At 39.9% G+C, this 21,293-nt stretch carries 16 protein-coding genes; 12 read left to right on the forward strand and 4 right to left on the reverse strand.

Going from position 1 to position 21,293, the window contains the following annotated elements:
- Window positions 1–14 precede the first annotated feature (14 nt).
- The 7 genes from nirB (at window position 15) to GA0116959_RS02490 (ending at window position 9,886) form a co-directional block, all read left to right on the forward strand.
- Window positions 15–2,561: a nitrite reductase large subunit NirB gene (gene nirB, locus GA0116959_RS02460; RefSeq protein WP_092718023.1), complete on the forward strand. Its 2,547-nt coding sequence runs from the start codon at window positions 15–17 to the stop codon at window positions 2,559–2,561.
- 30 nt (window positions 2,562–2,591) lie between these two features.
- The gene (gene nirD, locus GA0116959_RS02465) at window positions 2,592–4,217 is read left to right on the forward strand and encodes a nitrite reductase small subunit NirD (protein WP_092718026.1); all 1,626 of its coding nucleotides are present in this window, start codon (window positions 2,592–2,594) and stop codon (window positions 4,215–4,217) included.
- A gap of 273 nt (window positions 4,218–4,490) precedes the next feature.
- Complete coding sequence (locus GA0116959_RS02470; protein ID WP_092718029.1) at window positions 4,491–7,283, forward strand: nitrate reductase; 2,793 nt, start codon at window positions 4,491–4,493, stop codon at window positions 7,281–7,283.
- Window positions 7,280–7,921, forward strand: a complete 642-nt coding sequence (gene mobA, locus GA0116959_RS02475) for a molybdenum cofactor guanylyltransferase (protein WP_092718032.1) — start codon at window positions 7,280–7,282, stop codon at window positions 7,919–7,921. Before GA0116959_RS02470 ends, mobA begins: the two co-directional genes overlap by 4 nt.
- Before the next feature lie 130 nt (window positions 7,922–8,051).
- Complete coding sequence (gene moaA / locus GA0116959_RS02480; protein ID WP_092718035.1) at window positions 8,052–9,092, forward strand: GTP 3',8-cyclase MoaA; 1,041 nt, start codon at window positions 8,052–8,054, stop codon at window positions 9,090–9,092.
- A gap of 1 nt (window position 9,093) precedes the next feature.
- Window positions 9,094–9,345, forward strand: coding sequence for a MoaD/ThiS family protein (locus GA0116959_RS02485; protein WP_053580075.1), 252 nt, complete (start codon window positions 9,094–9,096; stop codon window positions 9,343–9,345).
- Between the two features lies 1 nt (window position 9,346).
- Window positions 9,347–9,886 (forward strand): molybdenum cofactor biosynthesis protein MoaE, encoded by a 540-nt coding sequence (locus GA0116959_RS02490; protein ID WP_092718038.1) that lies wholly within the window; start codon window positions 9,347–9,349, stop codon window positions 9,884–9,886.
- Between the two features lie 301 nt (window positions 9,887–10,187).
- On the opposite strand, the gene GA0116959_RS02495 is transcribed toward GA0116959_RS02490, so the two are convergent.
- The 4 genes from GA0116959_RS02495 to fahA all read right to left on the reverse strand — a co-directional run bounded on the left by GA0116959_RS02495 (window position 10,188) and on the right by fahA (window position 13,534).
- Window positions 10,188–10,574 carry a carboxymuconolactone decarboxylase family protein gene (locus GA0116959_RS02495; RefSeq protein WP_092718041.1) on the reverse strand — a complete coding sequence of 129 codons (387 nt, stop codon included), beginning with the start codon at window positions 10,572–10,574 and terminating at the stop codon, window positions 10,188–10,190.
- Between the two features lie 409 nt (window positions 10,575–10,983).
- Entirely contained in the window at window positions 10,984–11,559 is a 576-nt protein-coding gene (locus GA0116959_RS02500) for a VOC family protein (protein WP_092718044.1), read from the reverse strand.
- 21 nt (window positions 11,560–11,580) lie between these two features.
- The gene (gene maiA / locus GA0116959_RS02505; protein ID WP_092718046.1) at window positions 11,581–12,231 is read right to left on the reverse strand and encodes a maleylacetoacetate isomerase; all 651 of its coding nucleotides are present in this window, start codon (window positions 12,229–12,231) and stop codon (window positions 11,581–11,583) included.
- Window positions 12,218–13,534, reverse strand: coding sequence for a fumarylacetoacetase (fahA, locus tag GA0116959_RS02510; protein WP_092718049.1), 1,317 nt, complete (start codon window positions 13,532–13,534; stop codon window positions 12,218–12,220). The genes maiA and fahA overlap by 14 nt, the downstream gene beginning before the upstream one ends.
- A 390-nt stretch (window positions 13,535–13,924) precedes the next feature.
- Between fahA and GA0116959_RS02515 the strand changes: the two genes are divergently transcribed.
- The 5 genes from GA0116959_RS02515 to GA0116959_RS14380 form a co-directional block, all read left to right on the forward strand.
- Complete coding sequence (locus tag GA0116959_RS02515; protein ID WP_092718085.1) at window positions 13,925–14,704, forward strand: IclR family transcriptional regulator; 780 nt, start codon at window positions 13,925–13,927, stop codon at window positions 14,702–14,704.
- Window positions 14,705–14,770: 66 nt separating this feature from the next.
- Window positions 14,771–16,072 carry an MFS transporter gene (locus tag GA0116959_RS02520; RefSeq protein WP_092718052.1) on the forward strand — a complete coding sequence of 434 codons (1,302 nt, stop codon included), beginning with the start codon at window positions 14,771–14,773 and terminating at the stop codon, window positions 16,070–16,072.
- Between the two features lie 75 nt (window positions 16,073–16,147).
- A complete protein-coding gene (locus GA0116959_RS02525) occupies window positions 16,148–17,857 on the forward strand; it encodes an FAD-dependent monooxygenase (RefSeq protein WP_092718054.1) in 1,710 nt (569 codons plus the stop codon).
- On the forward strand, window positions 17,854–18,039 hold the full coding sequence (locus tag GA0116959_RS02530; RefSeq protein WP_092718057.1) for a hypothetical protein: 186 nt from the start codon (window positions 17,854–17,856) through the stop codon (window positions 18,037–18,039). The genes GA0116959_RS02525 and GA0116959_RS02530 overlap by 4 nt, the downstream gene beginning before the upstream one ends.
- 942 nt (window positions 18,040–18,981) lie before the next feature.
- A partial coding sequence (locus tag GA0116959_RS14380) for a BapA/Bap/LapF family prefix-like domain-containing protein (RefSeq protein ID WP_280513240.1) occupies window positions 18,982–21,293 on the forward strand: 2,312 nt, incomplete at its 3' end.

A 21,293-nucleotide genomic window follows, 5' to 3' on the forward strand; every position in this document is an offset into this window, starting at 1 on the left:
TGAGGAGAATAGAAATGAAATTAGTAATGATTGGTCATGGCATGGTCGGCCATAAATTCATTGAATCTGTGTTGGAACACGCAGGCGATGACATTGAAATCACTATATTGGCAGAAGAACCACGTTTAGCCTATGACCGTGTACATTTAACAGAGTACTTCACAGGAAAATCAGCCAAAGATCTCACTCTTTGCCGCTCTGACTTTGCTGATGCCTATGGTATTGACCTACGTTTAAGCACTAAAGCATCCTCAATTGATACCGTAAATAAAACAGTCACGACCCATCACGGCGATGTGATTGTTTATGACAAATTAGTTCTGGCAACTGGTTCCTATGCTTTCGTTCCACCGATTTCAGGCAACGACCGTCAAAATTGCTTTGTTTATCGAACTATTGATGACTTGGATGCCATTCGCACTGCGAGTTTAAATGCAAAGACTGGCGTCGTAATTGGCGGCGGACTATTAGGTCTTGAAGCCGCCAAAGCCTTACGCGATCTGGATCTGGAAACACATGTGGTTGAATTTGCACCACGCCTCATGGCAGTACAGATTGATGATCTGGGTGGAAAGGTTTTACGCTCTAAAATTGAAAATTTAGGGGTGAAAGTTCATACCCAAAAAGCCACATCATCTATTGAAAAGGGTGCAAATAGCACGCATGTGATGAAGTTTGCTGATGGTTCAGAACTTGAAGCTGATATCGTTTTATTTTCTGCAGGAATTCGCCCACGTGATGAACTAGCACGTCAAAGTGGTTTGGCCATTGGCGAGCGTGGAGGTATTGTCATTAATGATTATTGCCAAACTTCTGAGGCCGATATTTATGCGATTGGTGAATGTGCACTGTGGCAGAACAAAATTTATGGCTTGGTTGCACCAGGTTATGACATGGCACGTATTGCAGCAAAACATGTGATGGAACAGGCTTGCAACGAATTTGCAGGCGCAGACATGAGTACCAAACTTAAACTTATGGGCGTAGATGTCGCATCGGTGGGTGATGCCCATGCCATAACACCAAAATCTCTCAGCTATTTCTATGCTGATGAAGAAACCATGACTTATAAAAAAATCGTGGTGAATAACGACAAAACCAAACTGTTGGGAGCAGTCTTGGTGGGTTGTGCCAAAGAATATAATGATCTTTTACAAATGATGCTTAATGGCTTAGCACTTCCTGAAAACCCTGAAAGCTTAATCATGCCAGGCTATGCTCAGTCTGCTGCTAAAACAGGCGGAAGTGGCGTCGATTTACTGCCTGACAGTGCCACCATTTGTTCATGTAATAACGTGTCTAAAGCAGATATTTGCTCTGCTATTGCCGAAGGTTCAACCTCACTGGGTGCATTGAAAAAATGTACCAAAGCAGCAACTGCTTGCGGTGGTTGTTCAGCATTGGTGACTCAGGTTTTAAAATCTGAATTGCAACGCCAAGGCGTCACAGTCAATAACCATCTGTGTGAGCACTTTGCCTATTCACGTCAAGAGCTGTATCACTTGGTACGTGTCAATGAGATTAAAACCTTTGATGATCTGATTCAGCAACATGGTCATGGTTTGGGATGTGATATTTGTAAACCCACTGCCGCAAATATTTTAGCGTCTTGCTGGAATGATTTTGTGTTGAAACCAAGCCATGCAGGTCTACAAGACAGTAATGATTATTACCTCGGCAATATTCAAAAAGATGGTTCTTATTCGGTTGTACCACGTATGGCAGGTGGCGAGGTCACTCCAGACGGTTTAATTGCTGTAGGTCAAATTGCCAAAGAATATGGTTTATATACCAAACTCACAGGTGGACAGCGTGTCGATATGTTTGGTGCACAATTGCATCAGTTGCCTGAAATTTGGGAAAAACTGATTCATGCGGGGTTTGAGTCTGGTCATGCTTACGGTAAATCATTACGCACCGTAAAGTCCTGTGTCGGCAGTACATGGTGTCGTTATGGTGTGGATGATTCTGTTGGTTTAGCCATCTTTTTAGAAAATCGTTACAAAGGCTTACGTTCACCCCATAAGCTTAAAATGGCAGTTTCAGGCTGTACTCGAGAATGTGCTGAAGCCCAAAGTAAAGATGTCGGTGTGATTGCCACAGAAAAAGGCTGGAATTTGTATGTGTGTGGTAATGGTGGGATGAAACCACGCCATGCAGAGTTGCTGGCATCTGATTTGGATACACAGACTTTAATCAAATACATCGACCGATTCTTTATGTTCTATGTGCAAACCGCAGATCGTTTACAACGGACCTCGGTATGGCGTGACAACATGGAAGGTGGTTTGGATTATCTGAAAGATGTCGTCGTTCATGATTCTTTAGGTGTTGCTGCCGAACTTGAACGCCGTATGAGCCATGTCGTAGGCACTTATCAGGATGAATGGCGTACTGCGGTGGAAAATCCTGAGGTGCGTAAACGCTTTGTGACTTTTATCAATGCAAAAGCGGAACAACAAAAAGATCCGCACATTCAGTTTGCAGCAGTCCGTGGGCAAATTCGCCCTAAAACAGATGCTGAACGTGATGTGACACGTATTCCTGTGGTTGAAGCTTAAGTTGCTCAAAAAGCATAAAGGAAAATAATGATGACAATTTTAAAAGAAATGAATGAATTAGATTGGATTGACGTGTGTGATTTAGATGACCTAACCGCCAATACAGGTGTGGGTGCTTTAATTGAAGATCAACAAGTGGCCATTTTTCGTGTTGGTAATGAAAAACGTGTTTATGCTTTAAGTAATCAGGATCCATTTAGTAAAGCCTACGTAATGGCGCGTGGCATTATTGGTGATTTACAGGGGGAGCGTGTGGTTGCCTCACCTATATACAAGCAGCATTTTAGTTTAGCGACAGGGCGTTGCTTGGAAGATAAAGATCAAAAATTGTTGGTTTTTCCAAGCAAAATTGAAAATGGTCGTGTGTTGATCAGTCCAACGCCACAAAAAACCTATATCACCAATAATGGTGTATCGAATGAAAAAATGAAGCTGGTGCTTATTGGCAACGGTCTGGCAGGCATGCGTTGTCTTGAAGATTTAATCGATATGGCACCTGATCGTTATGAAATTACGGTGATTGGCGAAGAGCCATGGGGCAATTATAACCGGATCATGTTATCCCCAGTATTGTCGGGTGATAAAACCATTGACGACATTATGTTGCACCCACATGCATGGTATGCCGATAAAAAAATTCGCTTTATTGCAGGCGATGCAGCGGTAAGGATCGATCGACCACGTAAACAGGTGTATACCGAAAAAGGTGTCATGGTGGATTATGACCGATTGATTATCGCCACAGGTTCTAAACCTTTTGTACCACCTGTCAACGGTGCAGATTTAGAAGGTGTGATGAGTTTCCGTGATATTTACGATGTGAATAAAATGATTGATTACTGTACTTCTAAGAAGAATGCTGTAGTGATTGGCGGTGGATTGCTCGGTTTGGAAGCTGCGTATGGTCTAAAACAACGGGGTATGAATGTCACGGTTTTACACCTGATGGATCGTATTATGGAACGTCAGTTGGATGCTAAAGCCAGTCAAATGCTTCGCCATAGTATCGGACAAAAAGGCATTTCTATTATTACTGAAGCCAATACTGAAGAACTGATCGGTGAAAATGGTCATGTCACGAAAGTTCGTTTAAAAGATGGTCAGGTTTTAGAGGCGGATCTTGTGGTATTTGCAGTTGGTATTCGCCCCAATATGACATTGGCGCAAAGCGCAGGTTTACGTTGTAACCGTGGCGTTTTGGTGAATGACACCATGCAAACTTATGACCCAAGTATTTATGCAGTCGGTGAGTGTATTGAGCATCGTAACCAGACTTTTGGATTGGTTGAACCGCTTTGGGGACAGGCATTTATTTGTGCATCACATCTAGCAGAACATGGAAGTTTAACTTTTAAAGCACCGACTGTTCCAACTCAGTTAAAAGTCAGTGGCTGTGATGTGTTTTCAGCAGGGCGAATTGATTTGGACAATAGTGAAGCCAACGAAGATTTTGAAGATATTGTATTAAATGACGAAAAACGTCAGATTTATAAACGTATTATTATTCAAAAAGATAAAGTGATTGGTGCAGTGCTCTTTGGTGATACAGAAGATGGAACATGGTATGCAGAACTCATTTCCGATCAAACATCCATTTCTTCGATTCGCAATAAACTGCTATTTGGTAAAGATTTTGCATTAAAGAAAGCAGGGTGATTCTAATCAGGCCAGAATTTTGTACGGTCTTGTTTACCTCGAAGATTAATCTGAATTTGCGTAAGCGTTTAACTTACTTTTGAAGTATGAGCCGTATTGCGGCACAAGGTAAGAAAATCTTTGTCCCTTCTATATGACATCCTTGTAATGATGGGAAATGGTGGCATTCATGCCACCTCAAGATTGTTGAGGTTTACATGGATCTAAAAACGTCTGAATCAATTGTTTTTCAAAGTAATACATGTATAAATTTAGAGAAGGAGCATAGCAGAAATGAAGAGTATCCCTGTAATGGAACTGCATAGCTCCACAGATTTAGACACCAAAATAGTGAATACCACATGCCCGTATTGTGGTGTAGGTTGCGGCGTAACAGCGACTGTGCAGCAAACAGCTGTGGGGCAAAAAGTATCAGTAATGGGTGATGTAGATCATCCATCTAACTTTGGTAAATTGTGCATTAAAGGGAGTAATCTAGCCGATACAATTGGATTGCAAACGCGTGTTTTACAGCCAATGTTGGGCCGAAAAACATCCATTGACAATCAGCGTAAAACCACAGATTGGGAACCGGCAATCCATTTAATTGCCAATAAATTTCAGCAATGTATAGACGATTATGGTCGTGACAGTATTGCCTTTTATGTTTCAGGGCAGTTGTTGACAGAAGATTATTATGTAGTGAATAAATTTGTCAAAGGCTACTTGGGCACAGCGAATATCGACACCAATTCACGGCTGTGTATGTCTTCTGCGGTTGCAGCGCATAAACGTGCTTTTGGGGAAGATTTAGTTCCTGCAAGTTATGAGGATTTTGAACATACGGATATGGTGGTGTTGGTCGGGTCAAATACAGCATGGTGTCATCCTGTGTTGTATCAACGCATTATGAAAGCCAAGGAAGAAAGAGATTTATTTGTGGTGGTGATTGATCCACGCTTCACCGCCACCTGTGAAGCTGCTGATTTACATTTACCGATCTTACCAGGACAAGATGTCGCGCTGTTCAATGGATTATTACAATATTTACAGCAACATGGTTATGCTGATGCCGCATTTGTTGCAGCACATACACTGGGTTTAGATGCTGCTTTAGAAAGTTCACAAACTGAAGCAAATATTGAAGATGTAGCACTGAAAACAGGAATTTCCTTAGAAAAACTACACCTCTTTTTTGAAAAATTTGCGCAGATTGAAAAAGTGATGACATTATTTTCGATGGGGGTCAATCAATCTTCTCAAGGGGTGGATAAGGCCAATAGTATTATTAACACACATTTACTGACAGGAAAAATTGGTAAGCGTGGTGCTGCGCCATTTTCCATGACAGGACAACCGAATGCGATGGGTGGGCGTGAAGTCGGTGGGCTGGCCAATATGTTGGCGGCACATCTGGAACTTGAAAATCATGAACATCAACAGCTGGTTCAGACTTTTTGGGGCAGTCCGCTGATTGCAAAAAAACCGGGTTTAAAAGCCGTTGATCTGTTTGAAGCAGTGGAAAGCGGTAAAATTAAAGCCATTTGGATTATGGCAACCAATCCTGTGGTAAGTTTACCGAATGCTGATCAGGTCAAACGTGCTTTAGATAAATGTCAGTTTGTGGTGGTGTCTGATATTTGTCAGGACACGGATACCACGCAATATGCCGATGTTTTATTGCCTGCCTTGGGTTGGGGGGAAAAAGATGGCACAGTCACCAACTCGGAACGCCGTATTTCCCGTCAATGCCAATTTTTAGATGCGCCTGAGCAGACCAAGGCCGATTGGTGGGCAGTATCTCAAGTGGCGCAAAAAATGGGCTTTTCAGGTTTTGATTTTAAAAATAGTCATGAGATTTTTTTAGAACATGCGCAACTTTCGGCTTATCAAAACCTAGAGGTTTCGAGTCGTCAAAATATCAAAAACTTTCGATATTTTAATTTACAGGGGCTAACTCATTTAAGTTTTGAAGCCTATCAAAATCTTAAACCGATTCAGTGGCCTGTTTTAAAGAACGATCAAAACGAAGCTCAATATGCCCAATTATTTTCAGAAGGGCAGTTTAGTCATGCTGATGGCAAAGCCAGATTTATTGCGACCATGGCTAAAAAACCAATCAACTTACCCAATGCTGAATATCCACTGATTTTAAATACAGGACGGATTCGTGACCAATGGCACACGATGACCCGTACAGGACTGTCTGCCAATTTAAGTACACATAAAGCTGAGCCTTATTGTGAAATACATCCGAATGATGCCTTGAAATATGGCATTAAAGAGGGTGAGTTAGTCGAGGTCAAATCAGCTTGGGGAAATTGCGTACTACGTAGTGTTGTGAGTGACAATATTCGCCGTGGACAAATTTTTGCACCGATTCATTGGAATGATCAGTTTGCTTCTGATGCCAGAATTGGCAAAGTCGTTAACCCCGTGGTCGATCCCATTTCTGGTGAGCCAGAATTTAAACATACACCTGTCATCGTTCATCCATTTTATACCCAATGGCAAGGGGTGTTCTATGTACGTGATGGTTTTGAAAAAATGGTGCAAGCTTCCATAGAGAGTTTAACGTGGTGGACAAAAATTAAAACGACTAAAGCCACACGTTATGAACTTGCAGATCGGCGTAAACTGACTGAAACCACTAAGCATTTAAAAGCGTTGTTACCATTTGAGAATGAAGATTTTGAATGGTTGAATCTGGATGATCCTTCGGCACATATGAGCCATAGTGTTATTATGAAAGATGGTATTTTGATTGCGAGTTTGTACATTGCACCCAAAGCTTTATTGCCTGATCGAGATTGGGGCGCCAGTTTATTTAAACGTGAGCGTTTAAGTGCCATGCACCGTAAAGCATTGCTGGCAGGTCAAGCCATGTCAATGGGGAATAGTGAAGGGCCTTTGGTCTGTAGCTGCTTTAAAGTCGGTAAAAACCGAATTATTGATACGATTAAAGAAAAAAATCTCAGCAATGAAAAACAGGTCACAGCATGTTTAAAAGCAGGCGGAAATTGTGGTTCATGTTTGCCTGAAATTCGTGGCTTGATTAAAGCGTGTCAAATGGAGGCCGTAGAATGAGTCGAAGTTCAATTATAAAAAGTTTGACCTCTTCATTTTATCCTCGCACGGATTTGGTGATTTTGGCAGGTGGGCAGGCGCGTCGCATGAATGGGATCAATAAACTATTACAGAAATTTGATGATCAAATTCAACTGATTAAAATTTATCAGCAGCTTAAAAATGATGTTAATGCAGTTTGGATTAATAGCCATCGAGATGATTCAATTTATCAGAAAATCATTCCCAGTATTGGTTGTTATCAAGATGAAGAAAGCGGTTTCTTCGGTCCACTTATGGGAATTAAAAGTGCTTGGTCGCATGTTGAATCGGATTATGTTCTTTTTGTGCCGTGTGATGTGACTTATATTCCACCCAAAGTCATATTGAAATTACATTTAGCTTTAACTAAAAATAGTGTAGCTGAAGTGGCCTATGTCGAAGTGAATGGTCAGGCACTGTATCCATTTTGTTTGGTAAAACGCAGTGCTTATACGACCATTTACAAGCATCTTGCGCAAAATCAGCGTAGTTTAAAACAGTGTTTTCTGGATTTACACGCTCAGGTTATTAATTTTAAAAATCAGGCTTTATTTTTTCACAGTATTAATTCAATCGATGAATTGCAGCAGCATCAACAACTCAAATTACTGCATTAACACTTTGTTCCTTAGCGGTAGCATAAAATTGGAACATTTATTGCATATTTAATCTTAGTGGATTGAATAATTTTAGTTCTATTCACAAGTACTGTGTATTTCTATATCAACACCTCAGAATGGATTGAATATGAATAGGATGCTCGGACTGAAAGATGAAATGCAATTCATGGATCAATTTGGTCGTGCTAAGCGAAAACTCAGAATTTCAGTCACTGATCGCTGTAATTTTAAGTGCATTTACTGCATGCCTGAACATCCTGAATGGATGAAAAAAAATGAATTACTGAGTTTTGAGGCGCTTTATCAATTTTGTAATTTCATGGTACAGCGAGGTATCCACTCTATACGTATTACAGGCGGTGAACCGCTGATGCGTCAAGGCGTTGTGCATTTTATTGAGCAACTGCAAGGTCTAAAAAAAATTGGATTGAAGCGCGTATCTATGACGACCAATGCGCATTATTTAAAAAAATATGCCTTCGCTTTAAAACAAGCAGGACTAGATGACTTGAATATTAGTTTAGACAGTCTCGATGAAACTCAATTTAAACAGCTCACACAAAAAGATTTGGCACCAGTACTTGAAGGAATTCGTGCTGCAAAAATTGTTGGATTACCGATCAAAATTAACAGCGTACTGATGAAGGGCATCAATGATGATCAAATCTTGCCTTTGGCGCGTTGGTCGATTCAAGAAAAAATAAACTTACGTTTTATTGAATTTATGCCGCTCGATGGTGACCATAAATGGTCAAATGCGCATGTGGTCAGCGAACAAAATATTTTAGATGTATTAAAAACTGAATTTAATGTAACTAATCAAATGAATCATTCTGCCGATCCTGCGCGACAATATCTGATTAATCATCATCCAATTGGGATGATCTCTACGATTACCCATTCATTTTGCGGAAGTTGTGATCGATTACGGTTAACGGCACAAGGTGAGTTTTATAATTGTTTATTTGCACCTCAAGGCTTGAAGCTCAGTACAGAAATTAAGGCATTGGCTTCCACTCAGGCTTTGAGTGAAGTGAATCTACATCATATTTTATCTCAGTATATCTGGAACAAAGAACAAGGCTTTCATGCCATTGAGCAACGTTTAAAAAATCAAACTACCACTACAAGCAGTCGAAAAATTAGCATGCATATGCTTGGAGGTTAAAGTGTCACAGATCAAAATTAAAATTGAAGCCTTCGGTGCAATAGAACGACATTTGCCGACTGGTTTAGAAATTAGCTGTAATTTAAATAGTTCCGTTTATGATGTTTTGAATCAAATTTCATTTGATTATCCATCAGCTTTAGCCATGTTAGAAAGATGTGCTTGTGCTATCGGTGAAGATATTATTCCACGTCAGAACAAACTCACCTCGGACAGTACTTTGGTACTGCTATCGCCTGTTGCAGGAGGTTGAAATGAACGTATTCAAACAATTTCCTAGAATTCAAGAGACTGCTTTAAATCTAGATGGTTTTGATGGAATTCAGTGTTTTCCTGAATGTGGTGGTACAGGTATTTTTGTGGGGTCGGTACGTAATCATCATCAAGGTAAAGCAGTGAAAGCACTGAAATATAGCGCTTATGCACCTGTCGCAGAAAAAATGATTCGGCAAATAGAGCAAGAAATTCAGCAAAAATTTGGAGCCTCTTATGTACGGGTGATTCATCGAGTTGGCGCTTTAGATATTGGTGAAACAGCCATCATCGCGATTGCTTATGCTGCGCATCGCCGTGAAGCCTTTGCTGCATGTGAAGAAGCAGTGGAGAGGGTTAAGCATGAGGTTCCTGTTTGGAAAGAGGAATTTTATATGGATGGTAGCAGCCAATATGTGGAAGGCTGCTGCATCCGAAAAGATGACATAGACCATAGCGCTGCATCTCAGCCTGCCGTGCCACAGCATTTATATAAGCGTCAGCCATCTGAAGATGAAGAGCATCTCTATTGTCATCATTAAATCGAAAATAATCGAATCTATTGAGTATTGAGTTTTTTTATTTCCAATATGAAGCGCTAATGACTGATCTTGAAAAAAGGTTAGCATTCATCGGCGCGTGAAAATATTAATTGTAATTTCAAAATTGGATGAATGTTATTGCCATGCGCCAAAATGATTCCATTGAAAGGCGCATGTAAGGAAATGAATAGGCAGGAACATGAGCGCATTAAGCTTAGTAAATCATGCTAAGATTTTAATAAGGATTTAAATAGCCTAAGCTGAGCAGTTGGTGATTGAATCAATTTTTACAATCCTTAACTTATTCTATTTTTTGATATTCATTGATCACTTCAAGGGCGGCACGAAAGGCTTCTTGAGTTGCTGGCGCACCACAATAAGGCAAGCTATGTAGTAAGACTTCTTGAATTTCTTCAACGGTTGCACCATTGTTTAAAGCACCACGGACATGACCTTTAAGCTCAGTTGGGCTTTTTTGGGCGGTTAAAAATGCGATGGTAATGAGTGAACGATACTTACGTGGTAGCACACCTTCACGTTGCCAAGTCGAACCCCATGCATGTTCATTAATCCAATCTTGCAATGGTTGTGTGAATGGAACCGTATTGTCCTGTGCACGTTGGACAAATGACTCACCCATCACTTCAGTACGAACTTTTAAGCCATTTTCAAAGTCTTGTTTTGACATATTATTTACTCTTGTTATATCGATCAAAAAATTAAGTGACTCAAGTTTATGCTTTGCTGATCCATCTGCATATCGGTTTATGGTCTAAATTTTAGTGTCATCACGGTTTTTAAAGTTGAAGATGATTTTCGCCAAAGTTAAAAAAATACAAAGTAATTTCTGCTGTTCTTTGCAGTGTTTATTTTCTCGCAAATTGAATTGATCTAAACGTTTCAACTGAAATTTCAATATTAATGAGTTTGATCTCTGACAATGTGTTGATCAGCATTTAAGTTCTCCTTTCATTACTTAAAAATTTATCAATGCTTAATCAACTATTGTCTAACTTAATCTTTTAACTAAGTATTCATTTGAGGAAAGAGAATGTTAATGATTTCCTTCTCTTCCCCCGTAAATTGATAATGAAAAATTAAGCATCCGCTTTTGCATAACTTGTGCTGTGCTCAAGTTCATTTGCATGTAAAAACTGCGTATGATGCGGCGCGCGTTTATTTTTGCTCCATTCTTCTAACATTTCATATTTCATTTCTTCTGTGATCAAGGCAATTTTTGAGGCGGCTTTTTCATCATCATAGGCCAACTCTAAGCGATGACCATTTGGGTCGAAAAAGTAAATAGAATGGAAAATACCGTGATTGGTCACGCCTAAAACATTATTGCCATTGGCTTCTAAATGTTCTTTCGCGGCCAGTAACGCTGAGCGATCTTTAACTTTTAAAGCAATGTGTTGCACCCATTTGGGTGTATTTTCATCACGGCCCATATCGGGTTGGGTCGGTAACTCAAAAAAAGCCAATACATTACCATTTCCAGCATCTAAAAACAGATGCATATACGGGTCAAAAGCTTTGGTTGACGGCACATAGTCTTCTGCAAATGCTAAAATGAAGTCCATATTCAGATTCTTTTTGTACCATTCCACTGTTTCTTTGGCATCTTTACAGCGATAAGCAACATGGTGAATTTTTTCGATTTGAATGGTCATAACAATATCCTTATTTATAATTTAAGCAGCATCAGCTTGCGCTTCAGGCGCAGCATTTTGAAATGCGGAGAGGGTGTTACAGTGTTGGTAAATGGCTTGAATTTTCGGGTAAAGTGTCAAATCAATTTTAAAACGTAATGCGTTATACACTTGCGGAATTAAGCAACAATCCGCAAAGCTAGCGGTTTCACCGAAGCAGAATTGGCCGTTTGAGTTTTTCAACTGTATTTCTAATGCTTTGAATCCAGTTTCAATCCAATGTCTGTACCACGTTGTTTTTTGCTCATCAGAGATTGCCAAAGTATTGGATAAATATTGCAACACTCTTAAATTGTTCAGCGGATGAATATCGCAGGCAATACTTTGGCTGACTGCGCGAATTAAAGCGCGCTGTTGAAAATCCTGAGGTAATAGAGCCACGTCTGGATATTTTTCTTCCAAATATTCCAAAATGCTGAGTGATTGGGTGAGTGTGAACTCATCTTGTATATTTTTTTCAATCCACGCTGGAATGAGCTCTGTTGGATTGATCTGACGATATTCAGGACTGTGCTGTTCACCGCCATTTTTAACCAAATGTATTGGAATATATTCAGGATCTAAACCTTTTAAATTCAAAGCAATTCGGACACGATAAGCCGCAGAACTTCGGAAATAGCTATACAGTTTCACTGAGTTTCTCCTCAGCAGTATGGGCGGTGAAGTTAAATTGAAGAGCAGGCAAAACTTTACCTGATACTTCGCCAAACCCAATCCGTAAACCCTCTTTTTGACAGTAGCCTTTCATAATGAGCGTATCGCCATCTTGTATAAAGCTACGTTGTTCGCCATTCGATAAGGTGAGTGGTTTGCTACTATTCCAAGTAATTTCCAGTAATGATCCATAAGATTCCGGCGTGGGACCAGAAATAGTACCCGAACCCATCAGGTCACCGACTTGAAGGTTACAACCTGCAATGGTGTGATGAGTCAACTGTTGTGCCATCGACCAGTACATATATTTAAAATTGGTTTGACTAATCACATCTGCGTGTTCAGCATTTTTGGCTTTTAATTCCACAGACAAATGGATGTCATAGCTGTTCTTTGCATGATCTTCACGTAAATAGTGAAGTGGTTGGGGGTCTTGAATAGGAGAGTGGGTTTTAAAGGGTTCAAGCGCTTCCATGGTCACAATCCATGGTGAAATAGAGGAGGCAAACGTTTTTGCATTGAATGGGCCTAAAGGCACATATTCCCATTGCTGTAAATCACGTGCTGACCAGTCATTAAACAGCACCATACCGAAAATATGATCCCACGCATTTTCAATAGAAACTGGCTCACCCAATCGATTTGCTTTACCCACAATAAAGCCAGTTTCAAGTTCAAAATCAAGTTTACGACAAGCTGAAAATTCAGGACGTTCACTATTTGGAAGTTTGATTTGGCCTGAAGGTCGTACTACATCCGTTCCGCTGACAATCACGGAACTCGCACGACCGTTATAACCTACGGGCAGTTCTGACCAATTGGCAAGCAGTGCATTTTTAGGATCACGGAACATGCAGCCTACATTGGTGGCATGTTCTTTAGAGGAATAGAAATCGGTATAACCTGGAATATGAACTGGTAAATGCAGGATGACATCGCTTTGTTTAAAGAAAACTTGATCACGTAAAACTAAGTTATCACGTAATTTTGGATTGTCTGCTGAAAGTAGATTTTGTAATTCTGCACGTAATTTAGACCAGTTACTTTTTCCTGACTCGATAAATGTATTTAAGGTCGGTTGATTAAAATAATTTTCATTTCGGTGAAGATTTAAACAACCATTTGCTTCTAAAGCTGCAAGATCAACGACCCATTCACCAAGTGCGACACCCACACGACGTTTACCTTCACGCGATTGGCTAAAGACACCAAAAGGTAAGTTTTGAATAGGGAAGTCAGAATCTTGTGCGACCTCAATAAATGATTTTAATTGACCCGTCATTTGAATGTTCCTTGTGTCTAAACGAATTCGATTCAATAGATTCGTTTGTTCATCCGAAATATAAAAATATCCAAACGATCTGCGACTTTAGTTGTATTTAAATGACTTTTCACACAATTTATTTAAATAACAAATTGATTTAAATAAATAAATAAAAATATACAACCTTGCTGTGAGAACGCTTGATTTTTACGCTTAATCTCATCATACTCATTTTAATTAATTACGCAATAGATAATTTAATTATGTATATCGTAATTTAATGAGGTTTTAGATGACCATAGGCAAAAAGTATTCAAGAACCCAAATTCATTTTTTGTTGTGGGATTGCTTCGAAATTGGGTCGCTTAGAGTAGAATGCTGATCATTCAATTCATGAGTTTGAAACCAATGTCAGAAGAAAAAATACAAGGTGGGGTTCAATCTTTAGAAGTAGGGCTAACGGTACTTGATGCGTTGATTGCACATCGCAGCCCTATGATGTTGAAAGAGCTTGCTGAAAATTTGTCGATGCATCCTGCCAAAGTTCATCGTTATGTTGTAAGTCTAGTTCGAATGAACTATGCCAAACAACAAAGCGATGGACGTTACGCACTGGGTGATCAGGCATGGCGTTTAGGTTTGAGCTGTATTCAGCGTACCGACACGATTCAAGCTGCTCAACCACTGATTGATGAACTGCATCGGAAAATTGATTGTGGGTTACAAATTAGCAAATGGACTTCGCAAGGACCATTAATTGTGCAATGGATGGAACCCAATCAACTGGTTTCAGTGATTACACGAGTGGGTTCGATCATGCCTTTACTTAATTCTGCCACAGGGCGTGTATATGCAGCCTTTGGTGCAGAAAAGATGATCAGACCATTGCTAGAACGTGAATGGCAGCAAAAACAGGCACTCAATCAGCAGGTTTATCCTGCCAATTGGGAAGAATTTTTGGTGTTAAAGCAAAGCATCATTCAGCAGGGTGCCGCGACAGTGTCAGGTGATTTGTTGGTCGGTGTAAACGCAATTTGTGTACCGGTTTTCAATCGATACAGTGAAATAGAGTTTTGTATTGCAGCTTTAGGAAGTGAACACCATCTTCCTATTGATTTTAAAAATGAAAGAGTTAAAGCGTTGAAGGAAACAGCAGAAGCTTTAACTCGGTACATTGCTCAAGATTAAAGTTCGATTGATGTGTGCTTTTTCTTGAGTCCTGTAAATGATGTGTATGGAAACGGGAAAAACACAATGAATAATTCGAACAAGTTGTTTTATGGTTGGTGGGTGGTTTTGGCATTGATGGTCGTATCAGGTACAGCCATAGCACTCACCATTACCACATTTAATATTTACTTAAACCCATTTACCGAGTCTATGGGAATTTCACCAACCCAATTTGCGCTGTGTTCAACCATTATTAATATCACCGTGATGTTATTTTCTCCGAAAGTCGGAAAAATTCTGCAACAACATACACAAAAAGTATTACTCATTTTCTTGCTCGGTTTTTGTTTGAGCTATGCCGCATTTTCTATTGCGACCAATATTTATATTTTATATGGCGTAGCAGCGTTGTTCGGGTTCTTCTCGACAGGTCTAACCTTCATGCCACCTAATATTTTGGTCAACCGTTGGTTTGTTCAGAAAAAAGGGTTGGCGATGAGTATCGCACTCTCGGGTAGCGCAATTTTCGGCATGATTCTTAGCCCATTCATTACCTATTGCATTCAAAATTTTAGTTATCAGTTGGCTTATCAAGTTATAGCAGCAACCATGTTTGCGTTTAGTAGTGTGCTGATCTTGTTTGTAATTAAAGCCCAACCTGAAGATATTGGTTTGAAAGCTTTAGGCGCAGATGCAACTGACGTTTGTCCGACCAAAACCCTAGGTTCAGTAATAAAACTGGTTCATCTTGAGCCTAAAGTTTTAAAGAAAAAACCGTTTTTTTGGTCTATGTTGGCAGCCCATTTTTTGGTCGGATTTGTCGGCGGAGGTATTGTTTTGCAACTTCCGGTATTTTTGCAAAATACCTTTGGGATGCAACAGGCCGCTCAATTTTTAGTGATTACTTTAGGTGTAATGATTTTTGCCAAGGTGATGTTGGGTTGGCTTTACGACAAACTGGGTACCATGAAAGCAACCACATTAGTCTGTGCCAGTATTTTAATGACATGTATTCCGTTTGCTTTAGCGACAGGTTCAAATGCATGGTTATTGGGTTTAATCGCTGTAGTGTTCTGGGGAGTTGGAAATTGTATTGGTACCGTCACACCTGCAGTGGTGGCCTCACAAACCTACGGCCCACAGCATTATGGTGAAGTATACGGTATCTGCTTACGTTTCCAAACTTTGGGAATTGCCAGTGGTGTACCTGCTATTTCTATGCTTGCCACTGCAACGGGCTCATTCACGATGGTCTGGACCATCTGTAGCATTTTAACGGTATTACTCTTGGTATTTTATGCACTGGGTTTAAAAGGCAGTCAGACGTACCGTAGTGATCAACATCGAGAACTTACGCAATGTGCATCCACTGCTCAAGCGGCTTAAGCTGGTAATACTAATTTTTTATTTAATTTAGAAACAATTTTTTAATTTATAAACAATGACGATAAGGAGTTCGATATGCACTTTCCTGAAATTCAACCTAGAAAATCACTCTATTATAATTATGAGATTTATCCCTATTTTCATTCAAATCAAAATACGCTTGCAGAATCAGATACGGTCACAGTCGTTGGTGCTGGGCCAATAGGCATGGCAACAGCGCTCTTGTTGGCAAAACAAGGCATTAAGGTTATTTTACTGTCCGCTGAACAGCAGCTATCTGAAGGTAGTCGCGCCTTGGTGTACACCAAACGTTCTATGGAAATTTTACAAGCAGCAGGTGTTGCTGATCGTATCATGACCAAAGCTTTAGCATGGACACATGGTAATTCAATTTATAAAGGTCAGGTGGCATTTCGTATGGCATCACCGATCCATGACAATGATCAGTTTGCACCACTCAATAATTTACAACAAAATTGGTTAGAGCATTTTTTATTACAGACCATCAAAGAACAAAAAAATATTGAAGTGCGTTGGGGGAATAAAATTGTTGCGCATCAACAAAATGATGAACACGTCACTTTAACAATTCATACACCTGAAGGTGAGTATCAGCACATTTCACATTGGGTGGTTGCCGCGGATGGTGGGCGTTCACCGATTCGTGAAGGGATGAAACTCCGGATGGAAGGTGCAAGTTATGAAGGTCGTTTTGTGATCGCCGATATTCGTATTAAATTAGACTATCCTACAGAACGCCTTGCATTTTTTTCACCAGATTGGAATCCTGGAAATACTATTTTGATGCATCGTGAACCAGATAATATTTGGCGTTTTGATTATCAACTAGATCCAAAAATTGCTCCAGAAGACGCTTTAAAACCTGAAAATTTAAATAAAGCAGTCAATGATCAGTTAAAAATGATTGGTCAAGATCATTTGGAATGGGAAATGGATTGGAGCACTGTGTATTCAGCCCGTGCTTTAACGCTTGATAACTATGTACATAACCGCACCATATTTGTTGGAGATGCTGCGCATTTGTTGCCAATATTTGGTGTTCGTGGTGCAAATACAGGTTTCCAAGATGCTCAAGATTTGGCATGGAAACTTGCGGCTGTTGTGAAAGGGTGGGCAACAGAAAAATTACTTCAAAGTTATAGTTTTGACCGTGTCGGTGCAGCACGCGAAATTATTGCAGAAGCGGGTAAATCAACACGTTTTATGGCACCGCCAACGGCAGGTTATCGTTTATTGCGTAATGCTGTACTCTCTTTATCACTTGAGCATGAATTTGTTCGACCACTATACCACTGGCGTACGTCACGACCACATGCTTATACGCATTCACCCTTAAACAGTCAAAACGATGATAATGCTTTGATGCACGAATTGACTGAAAATGGTGCTCTCATTCCAAATATAAAATTTGCAGATGGCTCATTTTTATATGATGCCATTAGTGGTAAATTTTCGGTCATAATGTTTACTCAAAATGGTCAAGTACCTGAAAATTTAATCAGTGAAATAAATGCATTAAAACAATTCGGTATTCCTGCTCAACTGATTGCACTGGCAATCGATGATCAAAAGGTCAAACAAGCTGATATTTCATTTACGATTGATCCAAACATAGTGAAAGACTGTTTTTTTGCAGATGTGAACACCATTTATTTAGTACGTCCTGGGCATCATATCAATGGACGTTGGTTGAACTATCGTGAAAATGCGATTACTGAAATTTTTCATCAATTCACTCAAGTCGCTGAAGGAGTCAACGCATGAGTACCATTTCAATTCCTGATTTAGAAAAAGTTTATGATCAATTGGCGGAAAGCGTAGACTCGATTTCAGTCGAAAAGCGTGAATTATTTTTAGTTAAATTGGCACTGTTGAGTGCCAATCAAATTAAGGACGCTTGTGTATTTACACAACTTATTCAGCAAGCCAAAGTTTTTGAAGATTAATTTTTTCTTTATTTTGAGCTGATTATTGAAAAAGGGCACATTATATGTGTCCTTTTTTAATTTTTTGGCATTTAAAATTGTATATAAAAATACAAATTTTTAAATTGATTTTTGGATTAAAGAACTGGTGTTAAGTCTATCTTTGATGATTAACATAGCAATAGATTTACAATTGAATAGATTTTTCCGTCTATACCTTTTAAAGCACATGGTTCTCGGTGTAATAACAATAAATAAAAAAATTCAAAGCGTCTATAAGTTGACTTGGGTATTGTTCTCTTAAAAGCTTTTATAAAAATTACACGAGTTAAAAATCAAAAATGACAATCCTAATAGTCATATTACTTCTTCAAAATATTGCTCATATGGCGAGGTACTTTATTGCACTAATAGAGTTAAAAAATCATCTAAAAGGAATAAGGTACATAGATAACTCATAATGTGTAGCTCAGGTATTAAAATAAACCATTATATTTAATAAAAGCAGAATATTAGCCTAAAAAATAAATCTTTAGTTGATGTGGATATATAAAGTCTCTTATTAATTAAACAATGATTTTAAAAAAACTAATTAATTCACTATATTTTAACATAATAAAACAAAAATCAAACAAAGCATATTTTAAATACTTCATATTTTAAGAAATCTACATATTAATAATTTAAAAAAAAATTAATTACAAATAAAGTGTGATAGAGGGCACATTATACCTATTGTTTTGTAGTTTCGGGATTATCCTTATTAATTATTTAAAATTTTTGCTTAAGAAAAACTAATCATTTATTAATTTGTATCAAGATTTATCAAAATAATAAAATTATATTTTTCAATATCTTGAGTTATTTTTTATAAATTACAAAGGCTTTTTGTAGAATGTATTTTTATTAATGAATGGATATAAACTGTATTTATTTATTAACGGTTTGTTAAGGGCGTACGATATGGATAAATTATTTATAATTGATAAAAATACACATGCAAAAAAAGAAGTCTCACAAGAAACAGGGGTATTAAAGCTATCAAATAATCCTACAGTCGTAAAATTAGATAATTTAAACGAAAAAATTATAGATATAAAAAAAGTAAATAATAATGTAGAAATTTTATTAGAAAGTGGCAAAAAAATTACGATAGAAAATTTTTTTAGTGCCGATCATAGTTTAGTGATCAATGGAGAAAATAAAGAACTTTTGTGGGTTCAATTTGTTGATCAAAAAGGTGAGTTATTAAATCAGATTCAATATCAACCGTTAGAGAATGTAGAGCCTTTACTTTATGAAGACGGGGCTATGTCTCCTCTACTTTGGGCATTGATTCCAGCAACTGCAGCAGGTATTTTGGCTTGGGTCGCTAGTGATGATGATTCGGGAGGCGCTCAGGGTCAAGCAGGGGCTACAGGTGCCATAGGTGAAACTGGGTCGACAGGTGCAACGGGTGTTACTGGTGGTACAGGTGCTACAGGATCTACGGGAGCAACTGGCGGTACAGGCGCGGATGGTGCAACAGGCGCCACGGGTAGTGACGGGGCAACGGGTGCAACAGGTGACACCGGAGCAACGGGTGCTACAGGTTCGGATGGTAAGTCTCTTTTGGAATTACTAATCGATTCGGGACAATTACCTCCTGACGCAACCACAAATGATTTAATTGAATACCTTAAAGGTGCAGATGGCGCTACAGGTGCAGACGGCAAATCCGCTTTAGAGCTGTTGATTGAAGCAGGTGAATTACCTGCTGACGCAACCACAAATGATTTAATTGAATACCTCAAAGGTGCAGATGGCGCTACAGGTGCAGACGGCAAATCCGCTTTAGAGCTGTTGATTGAAGCAGGTGAATTACCTGCTGACGCAACCACTAATGATTTAATTGAATACCTCAAAGGTGCAGATGGCGCTGCGGGTGCAGACGGCAAATCAGCCTTAGAGCTGTTGATTGAAGCAGGTGAATTACCTGCTGATGCAACCACTAATGATTTAATTGAATACCTCAAAGGTGCAGATGGCGCTGCGGGTGCAGACGGCAAATCAGCCTTAGAGCTGTTGATTGAGGCAGGTGAATTACCTGCTGATGCAACCACTAATGATTTAATTGAATACCTCAAAGGTGCAGATGGCGCTACAGGTGCAGACGGCAAATCAGCCTTAGAGCTGTTGATTGAGGCAGGTGAATTACCTGCTGATGCAACCACTAATGATTTAATTGAATACCTCAAAGGTGCAGATGGCGCTACAGGTGCAGACGGCAAATCAGCCTTAGAGCTGTTGATTGAAGCAGGTGAATTACCTGCTGACGCAACCATTAATGATTTAATTGAATACCTCAAAGGCGCAGATGGTGCTGCGGGTGCAGACGGCAAATCCGCTTTAGAGCTGTTGATTGAAGCAGGTGAATTACCTGCTGACGCAACCACTAATGATTTAATTGAATACCTCAAAGGCGCAGATGGTGCTACGGGTGCAGACGGCAAATCCGCTTTAGAGCTGTTGATTGAAGCAGGTGAATTACCTGCTGATGCAACCACTAATGATTTAATTGAATACCTTAAAGGCGCAGATGGCGCGACAGGTGCAACCGGATCTACAGGTGCCACGGGTGCAACGGGTGATACTGGCGGCACAGGATCTACAGGCGTAACTGGAGCAACCGGCAGTACTGGTGCAACGGGTACAGATGGTAATGATGGCGCGACAGGTGCAACCGGATCTACAGGCGTAACTGGATCTACGGGAGCAACGGGTACAGATGGTAATGATGGTGCGACAGGTGCAACCGGATCTACAGGTGCAACGGGTACAGATGGTAATGATGGCGCGACAGGTGCAACCGGATCTACAGGCGTAACTGGAGCAACTGGATCTACAGGTGCCACAGGTGAAACTGGATCTACAGGTGCCGCAGGCGAAACTGGTGCTACGGGATCTACAGGTGCCACAGGCGAAACTGGTGCTACGGGATCTACGGGAGCCACAGGCGAAACTGGTGCTACGGGATCTACGGGAGCCACAGGCGAAACTGGATCTACAGGTGCCACAGGTGAAACTGGATCTACAGGTGCCGTAGGCGAAACTGGTGCTACGGGAGCCACAGGTGAAACTGGATCTACAGGTGCCGCAGGCGAAACTGGTGCTACGGGATCTACAGGTGCAACGGGTACGGATGGTAATGATGGTGCGACAGGTGCAACCGGATCTACAGGCGTAACTGGAGCAACCGGCAGTACTGGTGCAACGGGTACAGATGGTAATGATGG

Source organism: Acinetobacter albensis, assembly GCF_900095025.1.
Taxonomy (GTDB): Bacteria; Pseudomonadota; Gammaproteobacteria; order Pseudomonadales; family Moraxellaceae; genus Acinetobacter; species Acinetobacter albensis.